Below are 17655 nucleotides of genomic sequence, written 5' to 3' on the forward strand. Positions count from 1 at the left end.
GACATCGCGCCAAGCGCGCCGCTTGCTTTATGATGTGCGCGCCGCGGCCGCCAGCCGGCGCGGCGCCGGCCATACGGAACCTGCCGTACGGTCGCTCGGAACCTATCGCCGCCGCGGGCCGTGTAACCCGCCGCCAAGCCGCCGGAGAACCATTCGATGTCGTCCCCTCGCCTGTCGCGCCGCCACTTCACGATCGCCGCCGCGTCCGCCAGCCTCGCCGCCTGCACGTCGTTCGGCGACAAATCCCGCCCGGACAATGCGTCCGGCGCCACGCAGCCGCACGAAAAGCCCGTGAAGATCGGCATCGCGCTCGGCGGCGGCGCCGCGCGCGGCTTCTCGCACATCGGCGTGCTGAAGGCGCTCGAGGCGCGCGGCATCCCGGTCGAAATCGTCGCAGGCACGAGCGCGGGCTCGGTGGTCGGCGCACTCTATGCGTCGGGCATGAGCGCACTGCAGATCAACAAGATCGCGCTCGACATGGATCAGGCGGCGATCAGCGACTGGGCGCTGCCGTTCCGCTCGCGCGGGCTGCTGCAAGGCGTCGCGCTGCAGAACTTCCTGAACAAGACACTCAACAACCGGCCGATCGAGAAGATGGCGAAGCCGCTCGGCATCGTCGCGACCGATCTGCAGAACGGCCAGCCGATCCTGTTCCAGCAGGGCAATACGGGGCTCGCGGTGCGCGCGTCGTGCAGCGTGCCGTCGGTGTTCGAGCCGGTGAAGATCGGCAACCGCGAGTATGTCGACGGCGGCCTCGTGAGCCCGGTACCCGCGTCGTACGCGCGCAAGATGGGCGCGAGCTTCGTGATCGCGGTCGACATCTCGGCCCGGCCGGACGGCGCGGCAACCAACAACCCGATCGAGATGCTGCTGCAGACCTTCACGATCATGGGCCAGACGATCAAGACCTACGAGCTCGACAAATATGCGGACGTCGTGATCCGCCCGAACCTCAACGCGATGGGCGGCAGCGACTTCAACCAGCGCAACGCGGCGATTCTCGCGGGCGAGGAAGCCGTCGCGCGCATCATGCCGGAACTGCAGCGCAAGCTGGCGGCAGCACGTGGCGTGACTGCCGCGTAAGCATGCGATGGCGCAGGCCGGCGCGTGCCGCCGGCCCGCAAACGGCGGAGCAACGGTCAACTCCCCGTTTGCACCGCCCCAAAACAAAAAACCCTGCCGCCTTTCGGTGACAGGGTTTTTTCGATCCGGCCGGACTGGCCGTCGAACGTCAGTTGTTGCCGTTCGCCGAATCGTCGCCGATCGTCGCGCGCACGCGCTGACGCAGGTCTTCCGGCTTCATCGGGAACTCCGATTCCAGCCGGCGCGCGCCGGTGAAACGCTTTTCCCAGTAGCCGCTGTCGAGATCGTCGACGCGGATGGTGCTGCCCGTCGACGGCGAGTGCACGAACTTGTTGTCGCCGATGTAGATGCCGACGTGCGAGAACGTACGGCGCATCGTGTTGAAGAACACGAGGTCGCCCGGCTTCAGGTTGCTCATGCTCACCTTCTCGCCGACGCGGCTCATCTCTTCCGCACGGCGCGGCAGCGACATGCCGAGCGTGTCCTGGAACACGTAGCGCACGAAGCCGCTGCAGTCGAGGCCCGAATCCGGCGAGTTGCCGCCCCAGCGATAGCGCACGCCGATCATGTTCAGCGCGCCGACGACCACGTCGCCTGCCTTGCCGGCCATGCCCGCGAGGAACGACTTCGCGCCGCCGCTCGACGGCTGCGCGCTGGTCTGCTGGAGGGAGGAATTCGACGCGTTCTGCGTCGAATTCGTGACATTTTGGTTAAAACTGCTGACTTCGTCGGCGAACGCGCCGGGAGCTGCTGCAAACAGGGCGCCGATGAACAGCCCGGCGATGGTGCGCGCGCATGCCTGGGTCAGGGATCGATGCTGCATTGGTCGATGGAATTTGCTTAAAAATCAGCTGATTGGCGGAAAATTTCGGTCGATACTAGCCAGCGCGTAATCGTTTGTCAAAACAAATTAATAAATACAATCGAGATGGTCAGACCATTGGCGGCCTATCACGCTTTCCAGACCGCTTTCAACAGCTTTTGTGTGTAAGGATGTGACGGTCTTGTGAAGATGTCGGCCACCTCCCCCGACTCGACGACGGCCCCGTCCTGCATCACCGCGACGCGGTGCGCCATCGCCCCGATCACCTCCAGGTCATGGCTGATGAAGACATAGCCGAGGTTGTATTTCTGTTGCAAATTCGCGAGCAGTTTCAGCACCTGCTGCTGGATCGACACGTCGAGCGCGGACGTCGGCTCGTCGAGGATCAGGATGCGCGGCTCCAGCACCAGCGCGCGCGCGATCGCGATCCGCTGGCGCTGCCCGCCCGAGAATTCGTGTGGATAACGGTGCAGCACCGTGCGGTCGAGGCCGACTTCGCGCAGCACCGCGAGCGACTTCGTACGGCGCGCATCGGGCGTCATGTCCGGGCGATGCAGCTCGAGCCCCTCGCCGACGATCCGCTCGATCGTGTGACGCGGCGAAAGCGAACTGAACGGATCCTGAAAGACAACCTGCATGTTCGAACGCAGCGCAGTTTGTTCGCGTCCGCGATAGGTCGACAGTGCGCGCCCCTGGAATTCGATCGTGCCGCCGGCCGTCTTCTGCAGGCCGAGCAGCGCCATCGCGAGCGTCGACTTGCCCGACCCCGATTCGCCGACGATGCCGAGCGTCTCGCCCTGCCGCACCGACACCGACACGTCCGCGACGGCCGTCACCGGCACCGAGCCGAACCAGCCCGCGATGCCCGGCCGCTTGCGCGCGAACTGCACGCTCACGTGGTGCGCATCGAGCACGACGGGCGCGATCGGCATCACCGGCGTGACCGCACGTTGCGGCCGGCTGTTCAGCAGCCGCTGCGTGTACGGATGCTCAGGTTCCGCGAAGATCCGCTCGACGGGCCCGCTCTCGACGAGCCGGCCATGCTCCATCACCGCGACGCGATCCGCGAAGTGCCGCACGAGATTCAGGTCGTGCGTGATCAGCAGGATCGCCATCCCGCGCTTTTCCGCTTCCTCGCGCTGCAGTTCCAGCAGCAGATCGACGATCTGCGCGCGGATCGTCACGTCGAGCGCGGTGGTCGGCTCGTCGGCCAGCAGCAGGCGCGGCCGGCAGGCGAGTGCCATCGCGATCATCGCGCGCTGGCGCTGACCGCCCGACAACTGGTGCGGATAGCTGTCGACCCGCTTCTCCGGCTCCGCGATGCCCGTGCGCGCCAGCAACGCGATCGCGCGCTTGCGCGCCTCGACCGCCGATACGCCGTCGTGCAGCACGATCGTCTCGCCGATCTGCACGCCGATCGTATACAGCGGGTTGAGCGCGGTCATCGGCTCCTGGAAGATCATCGCGATGTCCGAGCCGCGCAGCCCGCGCATCTCGCGCTCGCTCTTCGCCACCAGGTCCTGCCCCGCGAAGCGGATCGTGCCGCTCACGTCGGCATCGCGCAGCAGCCGCAGGATCGACAGCGCGGTCACGCTCTTGCCCGAACCCGACTCGCCGACCAGCGCGACACGCTCGCCGCGGCCGATCGCGAGCGTCACGTCGTCCACCGCGACCGTGTCGCCGAAGCGCACATGCAGATGCTCGAGCGCCAGCAGCGGCTCCTGCTGCGTCGATACAACCGGTTCGCTCATCGCTGGCCTCCCGCCGCACGTACCGAATCGGCGATCCGCGTGTCGAGCGCATTGCGCAGCGCATCGCCCATGAAGGTCAGCAGCAGCAGCGTCGCGACCAGCACGCCGAACGTCGACAGCGAGATCCACCAGGCGTCGAGGTTGCCCTTGCCCTGCGCAAGCAGCTCGCCGAGGCTCGGGGTCGGCGGCGGCACGCCGAGCCCGAGGAAATCGAGGCTCGTGAGCGCGAGGATCGAGCCGCTCATCCGGAACGGCAGGAACGTGATGACCGGCGTGAGACTGTTCGGCAGCACATGCCGCCAGATGATCTGCCAGTTCGTGAGCCCCATCGCGCGCGCCGCACGCACGTAGTCCTGCGTGCGGTTGCGCAGGAATTCCGCGCGCACGTAGTCGGCGAGCCCGATCCAGCCGAACAGCGACAGCAGCACGATCAGCAGCAGGAAGCTCGGCTCGAAGATCGACGCGAAGATGATCAGCAGGTACAGCTCGGGCAGCGAGCTCCAGATCTCGATCAGCCGCTGCCCGACGATGTCGATGCGCCCGCCGAAGAAGCCCTGCACGGCGCCCGCGGCAATCCCGAGCAGCGTACCGATCACGGTCAGGATCAGCCCGAACTCGACCGACACGCGGAACCCGTACACGAGCCGCGCCAGCAGGTCGCGCCCCTGCGCGTCGGTGCCGAGCCAGTTCGCGCGCGACGGCGGCGCGGGGTTCGGCACGTTCGAGAAGTAGTTCAGCGTGTCGTAGTAGTAACGATTCGGCGGGTAGACGACGAAGTTGCCGGGCGCCTCGAGCCGCTTGCGCACGTACGGGTCGAGGTAGTCGGCCGGCGTCGGGAAGTCACCGCCGAAGGTCGTCTCCGGATACGCATGGAACAGCGGGAAATAGTACTGGCCGTCGTAACGCACGACGAGCGGCTTGTCGTTCGACCACAGCGGCGCGGCCACGCTCGCGGCGAAGGCCACGAAAAAGATCACGAAGCTCCAGTAGCCGAGGCGCTGTTGCCTGAAGCGCTGCCACACGCGGCGCGCGGGCGACGGCGACACGCGGGCGCGCGCCGCATCGATGCGGGATGACACGACGGCCCGGTTCATCGCGCACCTCGCCCGGTGACGCCGGGCATGCAGACGGACGGTTTCATGTCAGCGCTCCAGGGTGTCGAATTGAATGCGCGGATCGACCCACACATAGCAGAGATCGGAGACCAGCTTGGTCGCGAGCCCGATCAGCGTGAACAGGTACAGCGTGCCGAGCACGACCGGATAGTCGCGCCGCACGACCGATTCATACGACAGCAGCCCGAGGCCGTCGAGCGAGAACAGCGTCTCGATCAGCAGGCTGCCCGTGAAGAACGCGCCGATGAACGCAGCCGGGAAGCCGACGATCAGCGGCAGCATCGCGTTGCGGAACACGTGCTTCCACAGCACGCTGCGCTCGGAGAGCCCCTTCGCGCGCGCGGTCAGCACGTATTGCCGGCGGATCTGGTCGAGGAACGCATTCTTCGTCAGCATCGTGATGACCGCGAAGCTGCCGACCACCGACGCCGTGATCGGCAGTGCGATATGCCACAGGTAGTCGAGCACCTTGCCGACGAGCGACAGCTGCGCGAAGTTGTCCGACGTGAGCCCGCGCAGCGGGAACAGCTGCCAGAACGAGCCGCCGCCGAACAGCACGAGCAGCAGCACACCGAGCACGAAGCCCGGAATCGCATAGCCGATGAGCACGACGAGGCTCGTCGCGACATCGAACGGCGAGCCGTTGCGCACCGCCTTCGCGATGCCGAGCGGCACCGATATCAGGTACGTGAGGAAGAACGTCCACAGCCCGATGCTGATCGACACGGGCAGCTTCTGCACGACCAGCGACCACACGCTCTGGTGGCGGAAGTAACTGTCGCCGAGATCGAAGCGCGCGAAGCGCTTCAGCATCAGCCAGTAGCGTTCGAGCGGCGGTTTGTCGAAACCGTACAGCGCCTTGAGCTGCGCGAGCTGCTGCGCGTCGACGCCGGTGTGCGCACGCATCCCGAACGGCACCGCGCCCTGCTCCGTCGCGCCCTTGCGCAATTCCTGCACGGCCTGTTCGACGGGGCCGCCCGGCACGAACTGGATCACCGCGAACGTGAGGGTCAGCACGCCGATGAGCGTCGGGATCATCAGCAGCAGGCGTTTGAGGATGTAGCTCCACATAGGGCGTCGACTCGCGTTCGGTAGGCGGGGTTGGACGTAGGGGCGGCGTGGCTCAGTGATCGGGCTTCGCCCACCAGGTCGACACGACCCAGCCCTCGGCCGAATAGTACAGCGGCAGCGTCTGCGGATAGGCAAGCGTGCGCTTGTACGCGACCCGGTGCGTCGTGCTGTACCACTGCGGGACTGCGTAGTAGCCGTGCATCAGCACGCGGTCGAGCGCGTGCGTCGCATCGAGCAGGTCGTCGCGCGTCTGCGCGGTGCCGAGTGCGTGCAGCAATGCGTCGACGGCCGGCGACTTCAGTCCGATGAAGTTGTCGGAGCCCGGCTCGTCGGCGAACTTGCTCGCATAACGCGAGTATTGCTCGGCACCCGGCACCTGCACGCCCGGCAAACGGATCGTCGTCATGTCGTAGTCGAACGCGTCGAGACGCTTTTGCAGGAGCGCGTAATCGGCCGTGCGAAAACGTGCGTCGATGCCGAGCTTCGCCAGATTGCGCTGGTACGCAGCCACGATCCCTTCCATCGCCGCGCCCGAATCGTCGAGGATCTCGAACGTAAACGGCTCGCCCTTCTCATTGCGCAGCGCGCCGTCGCGATAGGTCCAGCCGGCCTGCGCGAGCAGTGCGCGCGCCTTCAGCAGGTTCGCGCGCAGCGAGCCCGGCGGGTTCGTGTTCGGCTGCGTGACCATCGGGCCGAACACGGCCGGGTCGAGCTGCGCGCGCAGCGGCTCCAGCAGCTTCAGCTCGCCGGGGCCGGGCGTGCCGGTCGCCTGCAGGTCGGTGTCGGCGAAGTAGCTGTCCATGCGCGTGTAGGCGCTGTAGAACAGCTGGCGGTTCAGCCATTCGAAGTCGAATGCGAGGTCGAGCGCCTGACGCACGCGCACGTCGCGAAACAGCGGCCGGCGCAGGTTCATGAAGAAGCCCTGCATGCCGGCGCCGTTGTGCTGGCGGAATTCGCGCTTGACGAGCTCGCCGTTGTCGAAACGCTTGCCGACGTCGCGGCGTGTCCAGTTGCGCGCGATGTACTCGACGAGCACGTCGTATTCGCCGGCTTTGAACGCCTCGAGCCGCGCGACGCCGTCGCCATACAGCTTGTAGACGATCCGCTCGAAGTTGTTGGTGCCCACCCGCACCGGCAGGTCGGCGCCCCAGTACGCCGGGTTACGCCGGTAAGTGATCGTCCGGCCGTTGTCGTAATGGTCGATCAGGTACGGGCCGCTGCCGATCGGCTGCTCGAACGCGAGCTGGTCGAACGGGATGCGCGAGCCGTCCGCGCGCAATCCCCACTTGCGGGAAAACACCGGCACGCCGCCGGCGATCAGCGGCAGTTCGCGGTTCGCGCTGCGGAACTCGAAGCGCACGGTGGCCGGGTCGACGACCACGGCCTTCGCGAGCTCCGCGAAATACGCGCCGAACTGCGGCGCGGCCTGCTTGCTCTTCAGCGTGTCGAACGAGAACTTGACGTCGTCGGCGGTGACGCGGTCGCCATTCGAGAAGCGCGCGCGCGGATTCAGGTGGAACGTGACCGAGCGGCGGTCCGGCGCGATGTCGATGTCGTCGGCAAGCAGCCCGTATGCGGATGCCGGCTCGTCCGAACTGCCGGTCGCGAGGCTCTCGAACAGCATGTCGATGCCCGGCGCGGGATTGCCGCGCATCGTGAACGGGTTGAACTTGTCGAACGACGTCAGCCGGTTCGGGTTCGCGAGCACCAGCGTGCCGCCCTTCGGCGCGTCGGGGTTGACGTAGTCGAAATGCTTGAAGCCCGGCGGATACTTCGGCTCGCCGTACTGCGCAATGGCGTAGACCGCATGCGCAGCGGTCGCGGCCAGCACCGCCTGCAGCACGAACACTGCTGCCGTGCGGCCGGCGGCCCGTACGGCACGGCGGACACGCGTGCCGGCGGCCCGGGGCGAACCCTTCGTCATAGAGGCCTTGTCGGTCGAATGAGGGTAGTAACGAGGGACGATTCTACCCACTCAAGCCGGCGAGCCAAAAGAAAACCGCCACGCGGGCGGTTTCTTCACGAGCGGATCGGGGGCGCGCATCAGGGGGGCGCCCTGCCGATCAGTGCCAGCCGTTGTGGCGGCCGTTGTCCCAGTGGCCACGATCGCCACGATCGCCGCCCCAGCCGCGGCCGTGATGGCGGTACCACTCGTCACGGCCCCAGTAGCGACGGCCGTCCCAGTAGCGATCGCCATGCCAGCCGATCACGATGGTCGGTCCCGGTGCGTAGACAGGGGCCGGCGCGTAGACCGGCGCAGGCTGATAGACGACCGGCGGCGGAGGCGGCGGCGCATACACGGGTGCGGGCGCGACGTATACCGGCGCCGGAACGCCGAGATTGATCCCGACATTGACTCCCGCCATTGCTGCGCCCGACACGAGCAAGGCCGTCATACCGGTCAAGAGCGAGGCAACACGCAAGGTCTTCATGGATTCCTCTTCTGGTTGTGTCATGTGTGATTCGACTATAACGGCAAGCGCCGGTCCCGCATATTTCCACTTTGTAAGAACTGATGCGCGGCATCGCAACGGGAAGCTTGCGCTAACGTCTTGTAACAATCGACGGCCTGAATGCGGCATGCCGGCATCTTTCTGCCCACGCCTGCGCCCTTACCCATCGTCCGCATCCGGAACGGCGACATGCACCAAGCGCCGAATCATACTGCGTGTGTAGCACCCCATCCCCCTTTCGCTCGCCGGTATTCCCCCCCGCCTGCGTGCGCCGCGCGCCCTGACCGTGCCCGTCCTGCGGACGAAAAAAAAAGCGGCACTCGCGTGCCGCTTTTCCGGTTGGCGCTCCGCGCCGCAATGCCGCTCAGCGCGACATCATGTTCATGCTGACGTTGTGCATCACCCACAGCGTGCCGACGATCAGGATCGCCGCGGTCAGCACCGTGTAGCTGAACGCCATCACGTTCCAGCGCTGGCCCGACGAGCCGTTCATGTGCAGGAAGTACACGAGGTGCACGACGATCTGCACGAACGCGAGCACGGCAAGCGCAATCAGCGACGCATGCGGCGACAGCACGCCGCCCATCACGAGGCCGAACGACGCGGCTGTGAGCAGCACCGACAGGATGAAACCGGCGACGTAGCCGCCGACACTGCCGTGCCCTTCTTCGAGTTGAGACGAATGCGAATGGGCCATTTAGATCACGCTCGCGAGATAGACAAAGGAAAACACGCAGATCCACACGATGTCGAGGAAGTGCCAGAAGAGGCTCAGGCACGTCAGGCGTCGCAGGTCGCGATCGGTCAGGTCGCCGCCGCGGAACACGATCTGCCCGGCGAGCACGATCATCCACAGCAGCCCGGCCGTCACGTGCAGCCCGTGCGTGCCGACCAGCGTGAAGAACGCCGACAGGAACGCGCTGCGCTGCGGGCCTGCGCCCTCCGCGATCAGGTGCGAGAACTCGCGCAGTTCCATCACGAGAAACGCCGCGCCGAGCACGAACGTCACCGCGAGCCACGCGAGCAGCGCGCCGCGCCGCTGCTTGTACGCAGCGAGCATCGCGAAACCGTACGTGATGCTCGACAGCAGCAGCGCGGCGGTTTCCACCGCGACGCCCGGAATGTCGAACAGGTCTTTCGCGGTCGGCCCGCCCGCATGCTGCTGGCCGAGCACCGCGAACGTCGCGAACAGCGCCGCAAAGATCACGCAGTCGGTCATCAGGTACAGCCAGAACCCGAACACCGAATGCGACGGCGGATGGTCGTCGTGCTCGAGCAGGGTTGCGCTCAAGGTTTTCTGCAACATCAGTTGGCCTCCAGTTCCACGTCGTCGACGCGCGCGGCCACGCGCTGCGTCGGCTGCTTGTCTTCGATCTTCCGCACCGTCGACGCGGGGATGTAATACCCGTCGTTATCGCGCGAGCTGTAGATCACGAGCGTCGCGACGATTCCGACGAGCCCGCCGATCGCCATCCACCAGATGTGCCACACCAGCGCGAAGCCGAGCACCAGGCTGAAGATCGCAACCACGAGGCCCGCGCAGGTATTCGACGGCATGTGGATGTCGCGAATCGCTGCCGGATTCGGCCGGCCTTCACCGCGTGCCTTCATGTCCGCATACGCGTCGAGCGTGCGCACTTGCGGGATCACCGCGAAGTTGTAGTCGGCCGGCGGCGACGAGGTCGCCCATTCCAGCGTGCGGCCACCCCACGGATCGCCCGTCGTGTCGCGGTACTCGGGCAGGTTGCGGTTGCGGATGCTGACCACCAGTTGCAGCAGCTGGCATGCAATGCCGATCGCGATCAGCACGGCGCCGAATGCGGCGACCAGCAGCCACGGATGCCAGGCCGGGTTGTCGTAATGGTTGATCCGGCGCGTCATGCCCATGAAGCCGAGCACGTAGAGCGGTACGAATGCAACGTAGAAACCGATCTGCCAGAACCAGAACGCCGCCTTGCCGAGCTTCTCGTTCAGCTTGAAGCCGAACGCCTTCGGGAACCAGTAGTTGAAGCCCGCGAGATAGCCGAACAGCACGCCGCCGATGATCACGTTGTGAAAGTGCGCAATCAGGAACAGGCTGTTGTGCAGCACGAAGTCCGCACCCGGAATCGCCATCATCACGCCGGTCATGCCGCCGAGCGTGAACGTGACCATGAAGCCGATCGTCCACAGCACGGGCGTCGTGAATTCGATCCGGCCGCGATACATCGTGAACAGCCAGTTGAACACCTTCACGCCCGTCGGGATCGCGATGATCATCGTCATGATGCCGAAGAACGCGTTCACGTTCGCACCCGAGCCCATCGTGAAGAAGTGATGCAGCCACACGAGGAACGACAGCACCATGATCGCGCAGGTCGCGTACACCATCGTCTTGTAGCCGAACAGCGGCTTCTTCGCGAACGTCGAGATGACTTCCGAGAAAATGCCGAACGCCGGCAGGATCAGGATGTACACCTCCGGGTGACCCCATGCCCAGATCAGGTTCAGGTACAGCATCGCGTTGCCGCCGGCTTCGTTCGTGAAGAAGTGCATGCCGAGGTAACGGTCGAGGCCGAGCAGCGCGAGCGTCGCGGTCAGGATCGGGAACGACGCCATGATCAGCACGTTAGTGCAGAGCGCGGTCCACGTGAACACCGGCATCTTCATCAGCGTCATGCCCGGCGCGCGCATCTTGATGATCGTCACGAAGAAGTTCACGCCGGTCAGCAGCGTGCCGACGCCCGAGATCTGCAGCGCCCACAGGTAGTAGTCGACCCCTACCCCTGGACTGAACTGCAGCTCCGACAGCGGCGGATACGCGAGCCAGCCCGTCTGCGCGAATTCGCCGATCACGAGCGAAACGTTGATCAGGATCGCGCTGACCGCCGTCATCCAGAACGACAGCGAGTTGATGAACGGGAATGCGACGTCGCGCGCACCGATCTGCAGCGGCACGATCAGGTTCATCAGGCCGACCATGAACACCATCGCCATGAAGAAGATCATGATCACGCCGTGTGCCGTGAATACCTGGTCATAGTGGTGCGGCGGCAGGTAGCCGGGCCCGTTGTACGAGAGCGCGAGCTGCATGCGCATCATGATCGCGTCCGCGAAGCCGCGCAGCAGCATGATCAGCGCGACGATGATGTACATCACGCCGAGTTTCTTGTGGTCGACCGTGGTCAGCCATTGCGTCCACAGCCATTTCCACCGGCCGGTGATCGTCAGCGCGGCGAGAATGCCCAGCACGATCAGCCCCATGAAGGCACCGGCCCCCATGATGATGGGCTGATCGAACGGGATCGCCGAGAGTGTGAGTTTGCCGAACATGCGTTACCCCTTCGTGCCGCAGGCGGCGTCCTTCAGGTCGAGGACGTGGCCATCGTTGTATTTCGCGATGATGTTGTGGAAGAGTCGCGGATCGACCGACGAGAAGTAGCGCACGGGCGCCTTCTCGCTCGGCTGCGCGACGGTGCCGTACACAGTCGCGTCGAGCCGGTCCGGCGACGCCTTCACCTTCTGCACCCATGCATCGAACTGTTCGCGCGGCTCGGCGAGCGTGCGGAACTTCATGTCGGAGAAGCCGCGGCCGCTGAAGTTGGCGGACGTGCCCGCATAGTTGCCGGCCTCGTCGGCGATCAGGTGCAGGCGCGTCTGCATGCCGGCCATCGCGTAGACCTGGCCGCCGAGCTGCGGGATGAAGAACGAGTTCATCACCGAATCCGACGTGATGCGGAAGTTCACCGGCGTGCCGACCGGAATCGCGAGCTGGTTCACCGACGCGATGCCGAGTTCCGGATAGATGAACAGCCACTTCCAGTCGAGTGCGACGACCTCGACATCGATCGGCTTCACCGACGACTCGAGCGGCTTGTACGGGTCGAGCTCGTGCGTGGTCTTCCACGTGAGCACGCCGAGGAACAGGATGATCAGCGTCGGCACCGTCCAGATCACGACCTCGATCGCAGTCGAGTGCGACCAGTTCGGCGCGTAGGTGGCGTTGCGGTTCGACGCGCGGTAACGCCACGCAAACCACAGCGTGAGCAGGATCACCGGCACGACGACGATCAGCATCGCCCAGGTGGACGTCGCGATCAGCGCCTTTTCGGCAGCGCCCACGCTTCCTTTCGGATTTAGTACATCTAAATTACAGCCTGACAGGCTCAAAGCCGCGCCGATCGACATCAGCGCCACTCCGCCTTTAGAAGCTTTTCTTTTCATCACACAGCCCGAGGGTCATTGAATCCGTTTGCGTATGCCCGATGCGCATTCGATCCACGAAAGTGGCCGAATCATACGTCGCGCGAGTGCGATGAAAAACCAGCTAATGCGGAAAATCATCATTGCAGAATCTGCTGTGAGACAGATTGTCGCGGGGCAATTTCACGCAGCCGAAAGCCGGCCCGGCGCTGCCTGCGCCGGACCGCGATCGAATCGATGCGTGTGCAACGACCTCACCGCCATGCGATGCGCCCCGCTCGCGCGACGTGCTGCGATCAGCCGCGCGTCGACGCCATGTACGACGGCTGCGGCTGTGCCGGGCCGTCCCCGGTCGGCAGCTTCGAATGGCTTGCGTCTTCGATCAGCCGTCCGACGGTCGGATCGATCGCGTCGGTGAACGGCTTCGGATAGACACCGACCATCACCACGACCAGCGCGAGCGACGCGAACATCACGATCTCGCGACGGTTCAGGTCGGCAAGCTTCGCGATCCGCTGGCTCGCGACCTTGCCGAACACGACGCGCTTGAGCATCCACAGCGTGTACGACGCGCTGAGGATCAGCGTCAGCGCCGCGATGGCGCCGATCCAGAAGTTGAAGCGGATCGCGCCCATGATGACCATGAACTCGCCGACGAACCCCGACGTGCCCGGCAGGCCGACATTGGCCATCGCGAACAGCACCGTGAAGGTCGCGAAACGCGGCATCACGCCCGCGACGCCACCGTAAGCGGCAATCTCGCGCTGCTTCGTGCGATCGACGAGCACGTTCACGCACAACAGCATCGCGCCCGCGACGAAGCCATACGACACGAGCTGCACGATCGCGCCTTCGACGCCGATCCGGTTGAACAGGAACAGTCCGAGCGTGACGATCCCCATGTGCGCGACCGTCGAATACGCGAGCAGCTTGCCGAGATCGGTCTGCGCGAGCGCGATCAGGCTCGCATAGACGATCGCGAACAGCGACAGCGCGATCACGGCCGGCGCGAAGAAGTGGCTCGCATCGGGCGTGATCGGCAGCGCGAAGCGCAGGAACCCGTAGCCGCCGAGCTTGAGCATCGCGAGCATCAGCGCGGCGCCGGTCGGGCCGTCGGTATAGACGTCGCTCAGCCACGTGTGGACCGGCCACATCGGCACCTTGACCGCGAATGCGGCGAAGAAACCGAGGAACACCAGCAACTGCGGCGCGAAGCCGAGCTGCAGCGTGCGCCATACGGCCATGTCGAACGTATGCGACTGCGCGTACAGGTACAGCATCGCCATCAGCAGCATCAGCGAGCCGGCGAACGAGATGAAGAAGAACTTCACGGCCGCGTACACGCGACGCTCTCGCCCCCACGTGCCGATCAGCAGGTACAGCGGGATCAGCGTTGCCTCGAAGAAGATGAAGAACAGCAGCCCGTCCTGTGCGACGAACACGCCGACCATCAGCCCCGACAGGATCAGGAACGACGCGTAGTACTGCGCGACGCGCACCGTGACCGATTCCCACGACGCCACCACCACCACGAGCGTCGTGAACGCGGTCAGCACGACGAGCCACAGCGACGCGCCGTCGATGCCGACCCGCCATCCGGAATTGAATGCCGCCAGCCAGTTGCGGCTTTCGACGAACTGCATCGCGGCCGAGTGCGCATCGAAACCGGCAACCAGCGGCACGACTGCCGCAAGCCCCACCAGCGCGCCGATGAGCGCGATCAGCCGCGTTCGGCGTGGATGATGGTCGGAACCGGCGCGCAGCAGGCACGCGCCGAACAGGATCGGAGCCCAGATGGCCAGGCTCAGGAAGGGGAAATCATGCATGTCAACAAGGCCTTGATGAAGTCGCGCACTGCATCGGGGACAGGCGAGACGAAAGGAACGAAATCGAATCGACAGATAGATTTCGTGAATCGCCAGTGTTGGCAAAATGTAAAGCGGCATCACCGGAAAACTTGACGCCGCTCAAACGCGATCGGGTTAACCAGCATAAGGCGATTGATTATTTTCTGCATCGCAGCAGAGCATTGATTTTTGCCTTCGCCCTATGCCACTGATTTTTATGAGTAATTTTTTGTATTGCTTGGCGACGTCAATCGCGAAAATCGATGCAGCGCCGCATTTTTGACGTTGATGGGCCATTCATTAGGGTCGGAACGAGCTAATTTACGCCTGCCGAGACAGCGAATATGCGGCTCTCAATCCTTACATTATTCCTTTCATTTTTATTTCATTTGGCCTGATGCGATGCAGGTCGAGAGAATGGTCGCTCCGCCCGCATCCCGCGCTTTCCCAACCGCGATCATTGATGACTCAGGTAGCCCCATATGCGCAGCGCCACCATGCGATGGTGTTCATGTAGCGCGGGAAAACGGGCGAAGCGAGCGTCATCGCATCGACGATATTGCGCTCGTCGATCATGTCGTTTGCGGCGGTCAGATCCGACTTCGACGCCGGCGACGTGACGATCGCCTCACGTCGCCACGCGCAACATCCTGCGGTGTGTGCGGGTCGAGTACGAGTAGCAATGCGTCCTGCGCCATCGCGACAAGCGGCGCGATGTCTTTGAATCCCGCATCAGCCCTACAGCCGCTCGCCAAGCGCCAACAAGAAGTCGGCGGCAAGCCTGGTGCGTGCGGAGGCTTGCCGCGCTTTCTCATAGACCACCGACAACGGGGCGCCAATGCTCTTGAAGTCGCTCAGGACGGGAACAAGTCTCCCTGCGGCCAACGACGGCGCCACGACATAATGCGGGGCTTGCAAGATACCGCCCCCGGCTTCCGACAGCGCCAGGAGCGCCGACACATGGTCGCTGGCCAACGGCCCCACGGGAAAGTGGCTGTACTGATCCCCGCCACGAACGAACATCCAATCTCGGAACTGTCCGCTGTTGACCATCACATAACGCAGACAGGTATGGTTGACCAGGTCGTCCGGCGTATCGGGCACACCCCGCGACTGCAGGTATGCCGGCGAAGCGACCGTCACAAAGCGATGAGCGGGCAACGGGCGAGCCACCAGTCGGGAGTCGGGCACTTCCCCCAACATCACGGCCAGGTCGAAACGCTCGGCCGTCATGTCGACGTGACGATCCGTCAGTGCGAGTTCGATATCCAGCCCGGGATGAGCACCCAGCCAATCACCAAGCGCAGGCGCCAGCACATACTGGCCGAAACTCACGGGGACGCAGAGCCGCATCTTGCCCCGCCATGGTTGCGACGCACCCGCAAGCCTGCTTCGAGCGTCCGCGATGTCCGTCATTCCCTGGCGGCAGACCGCGAAGAACAATTCGCCATCTCCGGTCAAGGTGATCTGCCGCGGCGAACGGTGAAACAGCCGAACCCCCAGTTCGGCTTCCAGGCGTGCTACCGCCTTGCTCACGGCTGAAGGGCTAAGCTGAAGCAACCGTGCCGCACGCGTGAAATTGCCGGCCTCGGCAGCACGGACAAAGGTGCTGATATCGGTAAACGGATCCACTCCACCATTCCTTCAATTCACAGTAAGTCTGAATTTCAACGCCTTATCGTGACACGGGTTCGCCCATATAGTCGAACCCTCATTGATTGAAGAGGGGGTCGAGATGTTGAAATTCACGCAAAGCCGGTTCTCGCGACGGTTCTTGTTGTCCGCCATGGCAACCGGCGCCAGTGAGGCAGCGCCTCCCTCGTCGCAACCTGAAGTCAGCGTTACCGCAGTTGCACGCGAACCGATTGCGAACGTGCCGGACGACGGTCGATCTGCGCTGCTCATGATCGAGTTTGTCAATGAATGGCTTGCTCCGGAAGGCAAGTTGAGACGGCTGATCGAGGATGAGCATCAGTTCTCTCAGTCGCAGGAAGCCGCCAGGCTGGCGCTGGCGGCTGCGCGTCAAGCGGGCATGCCCGTGATTCACGCGACGCTACAGATGTCTTCGGACTACCGAGAGTTGGGGCGGGCTCGATTCGGTCTGCGTGGCGCAATTCAAAAGGCCGGCACCTGGCAGAAGCAAGAGAGTGGTTGGCAGTTCCATGGGCCGTTTGCGCCGCTTGAAAATGAATTCGTTGTCAGCGGACGGGCAGGCGCCAGTGCTTTTTCCGCTTCCGATCTGGACAACTATCTGCGCGGCCAAGGCATCACGCGGCTGTACCTTGCGGGTTATGCCACCCACGTATGCATTGAGTCGACACTGCGCGCCGCGCACGATCTAGGCTATGAACCGGTCGTGCTGAGCGATGCCACCGCGGCGTTCACCGACCAGCAGCAACAACACGTGTTGAATGAGGTCGTCCATCATTTCGGCTGGGCCATGCCGACTCGCGTCTTCGTCGACAGCATGTCGTCCACGAGCAAGATCACCGACATACCGGAAGCCTCGCCCGCTGCGCCGCCGGCAGAGCCTGCGGAAACGATGCGAACGCTGACGGCCCCTGGACAGGACATTCCTGGCATTTCTGGCGCCGTCGTTGTAAAGGGCGATCTGGCGTTACTCAGTGGACATGTCCCGGTCGCTGCCGACGGAAGCATTGCTCCCACGCTGGAAGGTCAGTTGGAGCAGGCCTTCCAGAACCTGGATAGCACATTGCATCATGCGGGTAGTTCGCTCGACCGGATTGCCCGCATGACCCTGTACGTGCGCGGCTACCGCCCTGAGCAGCTCGGCACCATTCGTACGGTTCGCGATCGCTGGCTCAAAGGGCATGCGCCAGCCAGTGCGCTCATTGGCGTTGCGTCGCTGTTTCGGCCGGACGTCCTGGTGGAAATCGACGCTATCGCGGTAATGCGCTGACCTGGAACCATCAATGCCCTCCCCTTGGCAACGATTGAACGCCTGGTGTTCAGGGACAAACGCCTCTCACGTCGCTCATCAGCGATAGCGTACGGGTAACGGTGTAGATACCGTGGCGCGACAGGGCGATGCGAACAGGCCGCTGCGCTGGCTCTCTTCGAATGAAGAGAGCGCACCAGTGATGTAGCACGGCAAGCGCCCGAAAAAGAAAAAGCCCCGCAAGTCCGAGAACTTGCGGGGCTTTGTCACCGCTTTTGGCGGAGACGGAGGGATTCGAACCCTCGATCCAGGTTTTGGCCCAGATGCTCCCTTAGCAGGGGAGTGCCTTCGACCTCTCGGCCACGTCTCCCAAACTTTCGCTCGCACCAGGGAGGCAGTGCGACGAGAACGAAATAATATAGGGTTTCGAA

General features: G+C 64.1%; 14 protein-coding genes and 1 tRNA gene. 2 read left to right on the plus strand and 13 right to left on the minus strand.

Annotated elements, in window-relative coordinates; all coding sequences use genetic code 11:
* The first annotated feature begins 156 nt into the window (after positions 1-156).
* Positions 157-1083, plus strand: coding sequence for a patatin-like phospholipase family protein (locus BCEP18194_RS16935; protein WP_011352497.1), 927 nt, complete (start codon positions 157-159; stop codon positions 1081-1083).
* Positions 1084-1231: 148 nt separating this feature from the next.
* Here the strand turns inward: BCEP18194_RS16935 and BCEP18194_RS16940 are convergent, their stop codons facing one another.
* The 12 genes from BCEP18194_RS16940 to BCEP18194_RS16995 all read right to left on the minus strand — a co-directional run bounded on the left by BCEP18194_RS16940 (position 1232) and on the right by BCEP18194_RS16995 (position 15957).
* Positions 1232-1906: a C40 family peptidase gene (locus BCEP18194_RS16940; RefSeq protein ID WP_011352498.1), complete on the minus strand. Its 675-nt coding sequence runs from the start codon at positions 1904-1906 to the stop codon at positions 1232-1234.
* 128 nt (positions 1907-2034) lie between these two features.
* Positions 2035-3657 (minus strand): ABC transporter ATP-binding protein, encoded by a 1623-nt coding sequence (locus tag BCEP18194_RS16945; protein WP_011352499.1) that lies wholly within the window; start codon positions 3655-3657, stop codon positions 2035-2037.
* Positions 3654-4751, minus strand: a complete 1098-nt coding sequence (locus BCEP18194_RS16950) for an ABC transporter permease (RefSeq protein WP_011352500.1) — start codon at positions 4749-4751, stop codon at positions 3654-3656. The genes BCEP18194_RS16945 and BCEP18194_RS16950 overlap by 4 nt, the downstream gene beginning before the upstream one ends.
* Positions 4752-4799: 48 nt before the next feature.
* Positions 4800-5843, minus strand: coding sequence for a microcin C ABC transporter permease YejB (locus tag BCEP18194_RS16955; RefSeq protein WP_011352501.1), 1044 nt, complete (start codon positions 5841-5843; stop codon positions 4800-4802).
* A 52-nt stretch (positions 5844-5895) separates the two neighbouring features.
* Positions 5896-7767: an extracellular solute-binding protein gene (locus BCEP18194_RS16960; RefSeq protein ID WP_011352502.1), complete on the minus strand. Its 1872-nt coding sequence runs from the start codon at positions 7765-7767 to the stop codon at positions 5896-5898.
* Between the two features lie 139 nt (positions 7768-7906).
* Entirely contained in the window at positions 7907-8275 is a 369-nt protein-coding gene (locus BCEP18194_RS16965; protein ID WP_011352503.1) for a hypothetical protein, read from the minus strand.
* Positions 8276-8660: 385 nt separating this feature from the next.
* Positions 8661-8993 (minus strand): cytochrome o ubiquinol oxidase subunit IV, encoded by a 333-nt coding sequence (gene cyoD, locus BCEP18194_RS16970; RefSeq protein WP_011352504.1) that lies wholly within the window; start codon positions 8991-8993, stop codon positions 8661-8663.
* Positions 8994-9602, minus strand: a complete 609-nt coding sequence (gene cyoC / locus BCEP18194_RS16975; RefSeq protein WP_011352505.1) for a cytochrome o ubiquinol oxidase subunit III — start codon at positions 9600-9602, stop codon at positions 8994-8996.
* Positions 9602-11608, minus strand: coding sequence for a cytochrome o ubiquinol oxidase subunit I (gene cyoB, locus BCEP18194_RS16980; RefSeq protein WP_011352506.1), 2007 nt, complete (start codon positions 11606-11608; stop codon positions 9602-9604). The genes cyoC and cyoB overlap by 1 nt, the downstream gene beginning before the upstream one ends.
* A gap of 3 nt (positions 11609-11611) precedes the next feature.
* Positions 11612-12499, minus strand: a complete 888-nt coding sequence (gene cyoA, locus BCEP18194_RS16985; protein ID WP_041492885.1) for a ubiquinol oxidase subunit II — start codon at positions 12497-12499, stop codon at positions 11612-11614.
* A gap of 275 nt (positions 12500-12774) precedes the next feature.
* Entirely contained in the window at positions 12775-14304 is a 1530-nt protein-coding gene (locus tag BCEP18194_RS16990) for a complex I subunit 4 family protein (protein ID WP_011352508.1), read from the minus strand.
* Between the two features lie 759 nt (positions 14305-15063).
* Positions 15064-15957: a LysR family transcriptional regulator gene (locus tag BCEP18194_RS16995; RefSeq protein ID WP_011352509.1), complete on the minus strand. Its 894-nt coding sequence runs from the start codon at positions 15955-15957 to the stop codon at positions 15064-15066.
* 103 nt (positions 15958-16060) lie between these two features.
* Here BCEP18194_RS16995 and BCEP18194_RS41870 point away from each other — a divergent pair, with 103 nt between their 5' ends.
* The gene (locus BCEP18194_RS41870; protein WP_208860702.1) at positions 16061-17245 is read left to right on the plus strand and encodes an isochorismatase family protein; all 1185 of its coding nucleotides are present in this window, start codon (positions 16061-16063) and stop codon (positions 17243-17245) included.
* Positions 17246-17500: 255 nt separating this feature from the next.
* Here the strand turns inward: BCEP18194_RS41870 and BCEP18194_RS17005 are convergent.
* Positions 17501-17594: transfer RNA gene (locus BCEP18194_RS17005), tRNA-Ser, on the minus strand.
* Between the last annotated feature and the right edge of the window lie 61 nt (positions 17595-17655).

This window comes from Burkholderia lata (genome assembly GCF_000012945.1).
Lineage (GTDB): Bacteria > Pseudomonadota > Gammaproteobacteria > Burkholderiales > Burkholderiaceae > Burkholderia > Burkholderia lata.

Coding starts and splice junctions, on each gene's coding strand:
- BCEP18194_RS16935 (WP_011352497.1), top strand. CDS start 157: ATGTCGTCCCCTCGCCTGTCGCGCCGCCACTTCACGATCGCCGCCGCG.
- BCEP18194_RS16940 (WP_011352498.1), bottom strand. CDS start 1,906: ATGCAGCATCGATCCCTGACCCAGGCATGCGCGCGCACCATCGCCGGG.
- BCEP18194_RS16945 (WP_011352499.1), bottom strand. CDS start 3,657: ATGAGCGAACCGGTTGTATCGACGCAGCAGGAGCCGCTGCTGGCGCTC.
- BCEP18194_RS16950 (WP_011352500.1), bottom strand. CDS start 4,751: ATGAACCGGGCCGTCGTGTCATCCCGCATCGATGCGGCGCGCGCCCGC.
- BCEP18194_RS16955 (WP_011352501.1), bottom strand. CDS start 5,843: ATGTGGAGCTACATCCTCAAACGCCTGCTGCTGATGATCCCGACGCTC.
- BCEP18194_RS16960 (WP_011352502.1), bottom strand. CDS start 7,767: ATGACGAAGGGTTCGCCCCGGGCCGCCGGCACGCGTGTCCGCCGTGCC.
- BCEP18194_RS16965 (WP_011352503.1), bottom strand. CDS start 8,275: ATGAAGACCTTGCGTGTTGCCTCGCTCTTGACCGGTATGACGGCCTTG.
- cyoD (WP_011352504.1), bottom strand. CDS start 8,993: ATGGCCCATTCGCATTCGTCTCAACTCGAAGAAGGGCACGGCAGTGTC.
- cyoC (WP_011352505.1), bottom strand. CDS start 9,602: ATGTTGCAGAAAACCTTGAGCGCAACCCTGCTCGAGCACGACGACCAT.
- cyoB (WP_011352506.1), bottom strand. CDS start 11,608: ATGTTCGGCAAACTCACACTCTCGGCGATCCCGTTCGATCAGCCCATC.
- cyoA (WP_041492885.1), bottom strand. CDS start 12,499: ATGAAAAGAAAAGCTTCTAAAGGCGGAGTGGCGCTGATGTCGATCGGC.
- BCEP18194_RS16990 (WP_011352508.1), bottom strand. CDS start 14,304: ATGCATGATTTCCCCTTCCTGAGCCTGGCCATCTGGGCTCCGATCCTG.
- BCEP18194_RS41870 (WP_208860702.1), top strand. CDS start 16,061: ATGTTGAAATTCACGCAAAGCCGGTTCTCGCGACGGTTCTTGTTGTCC.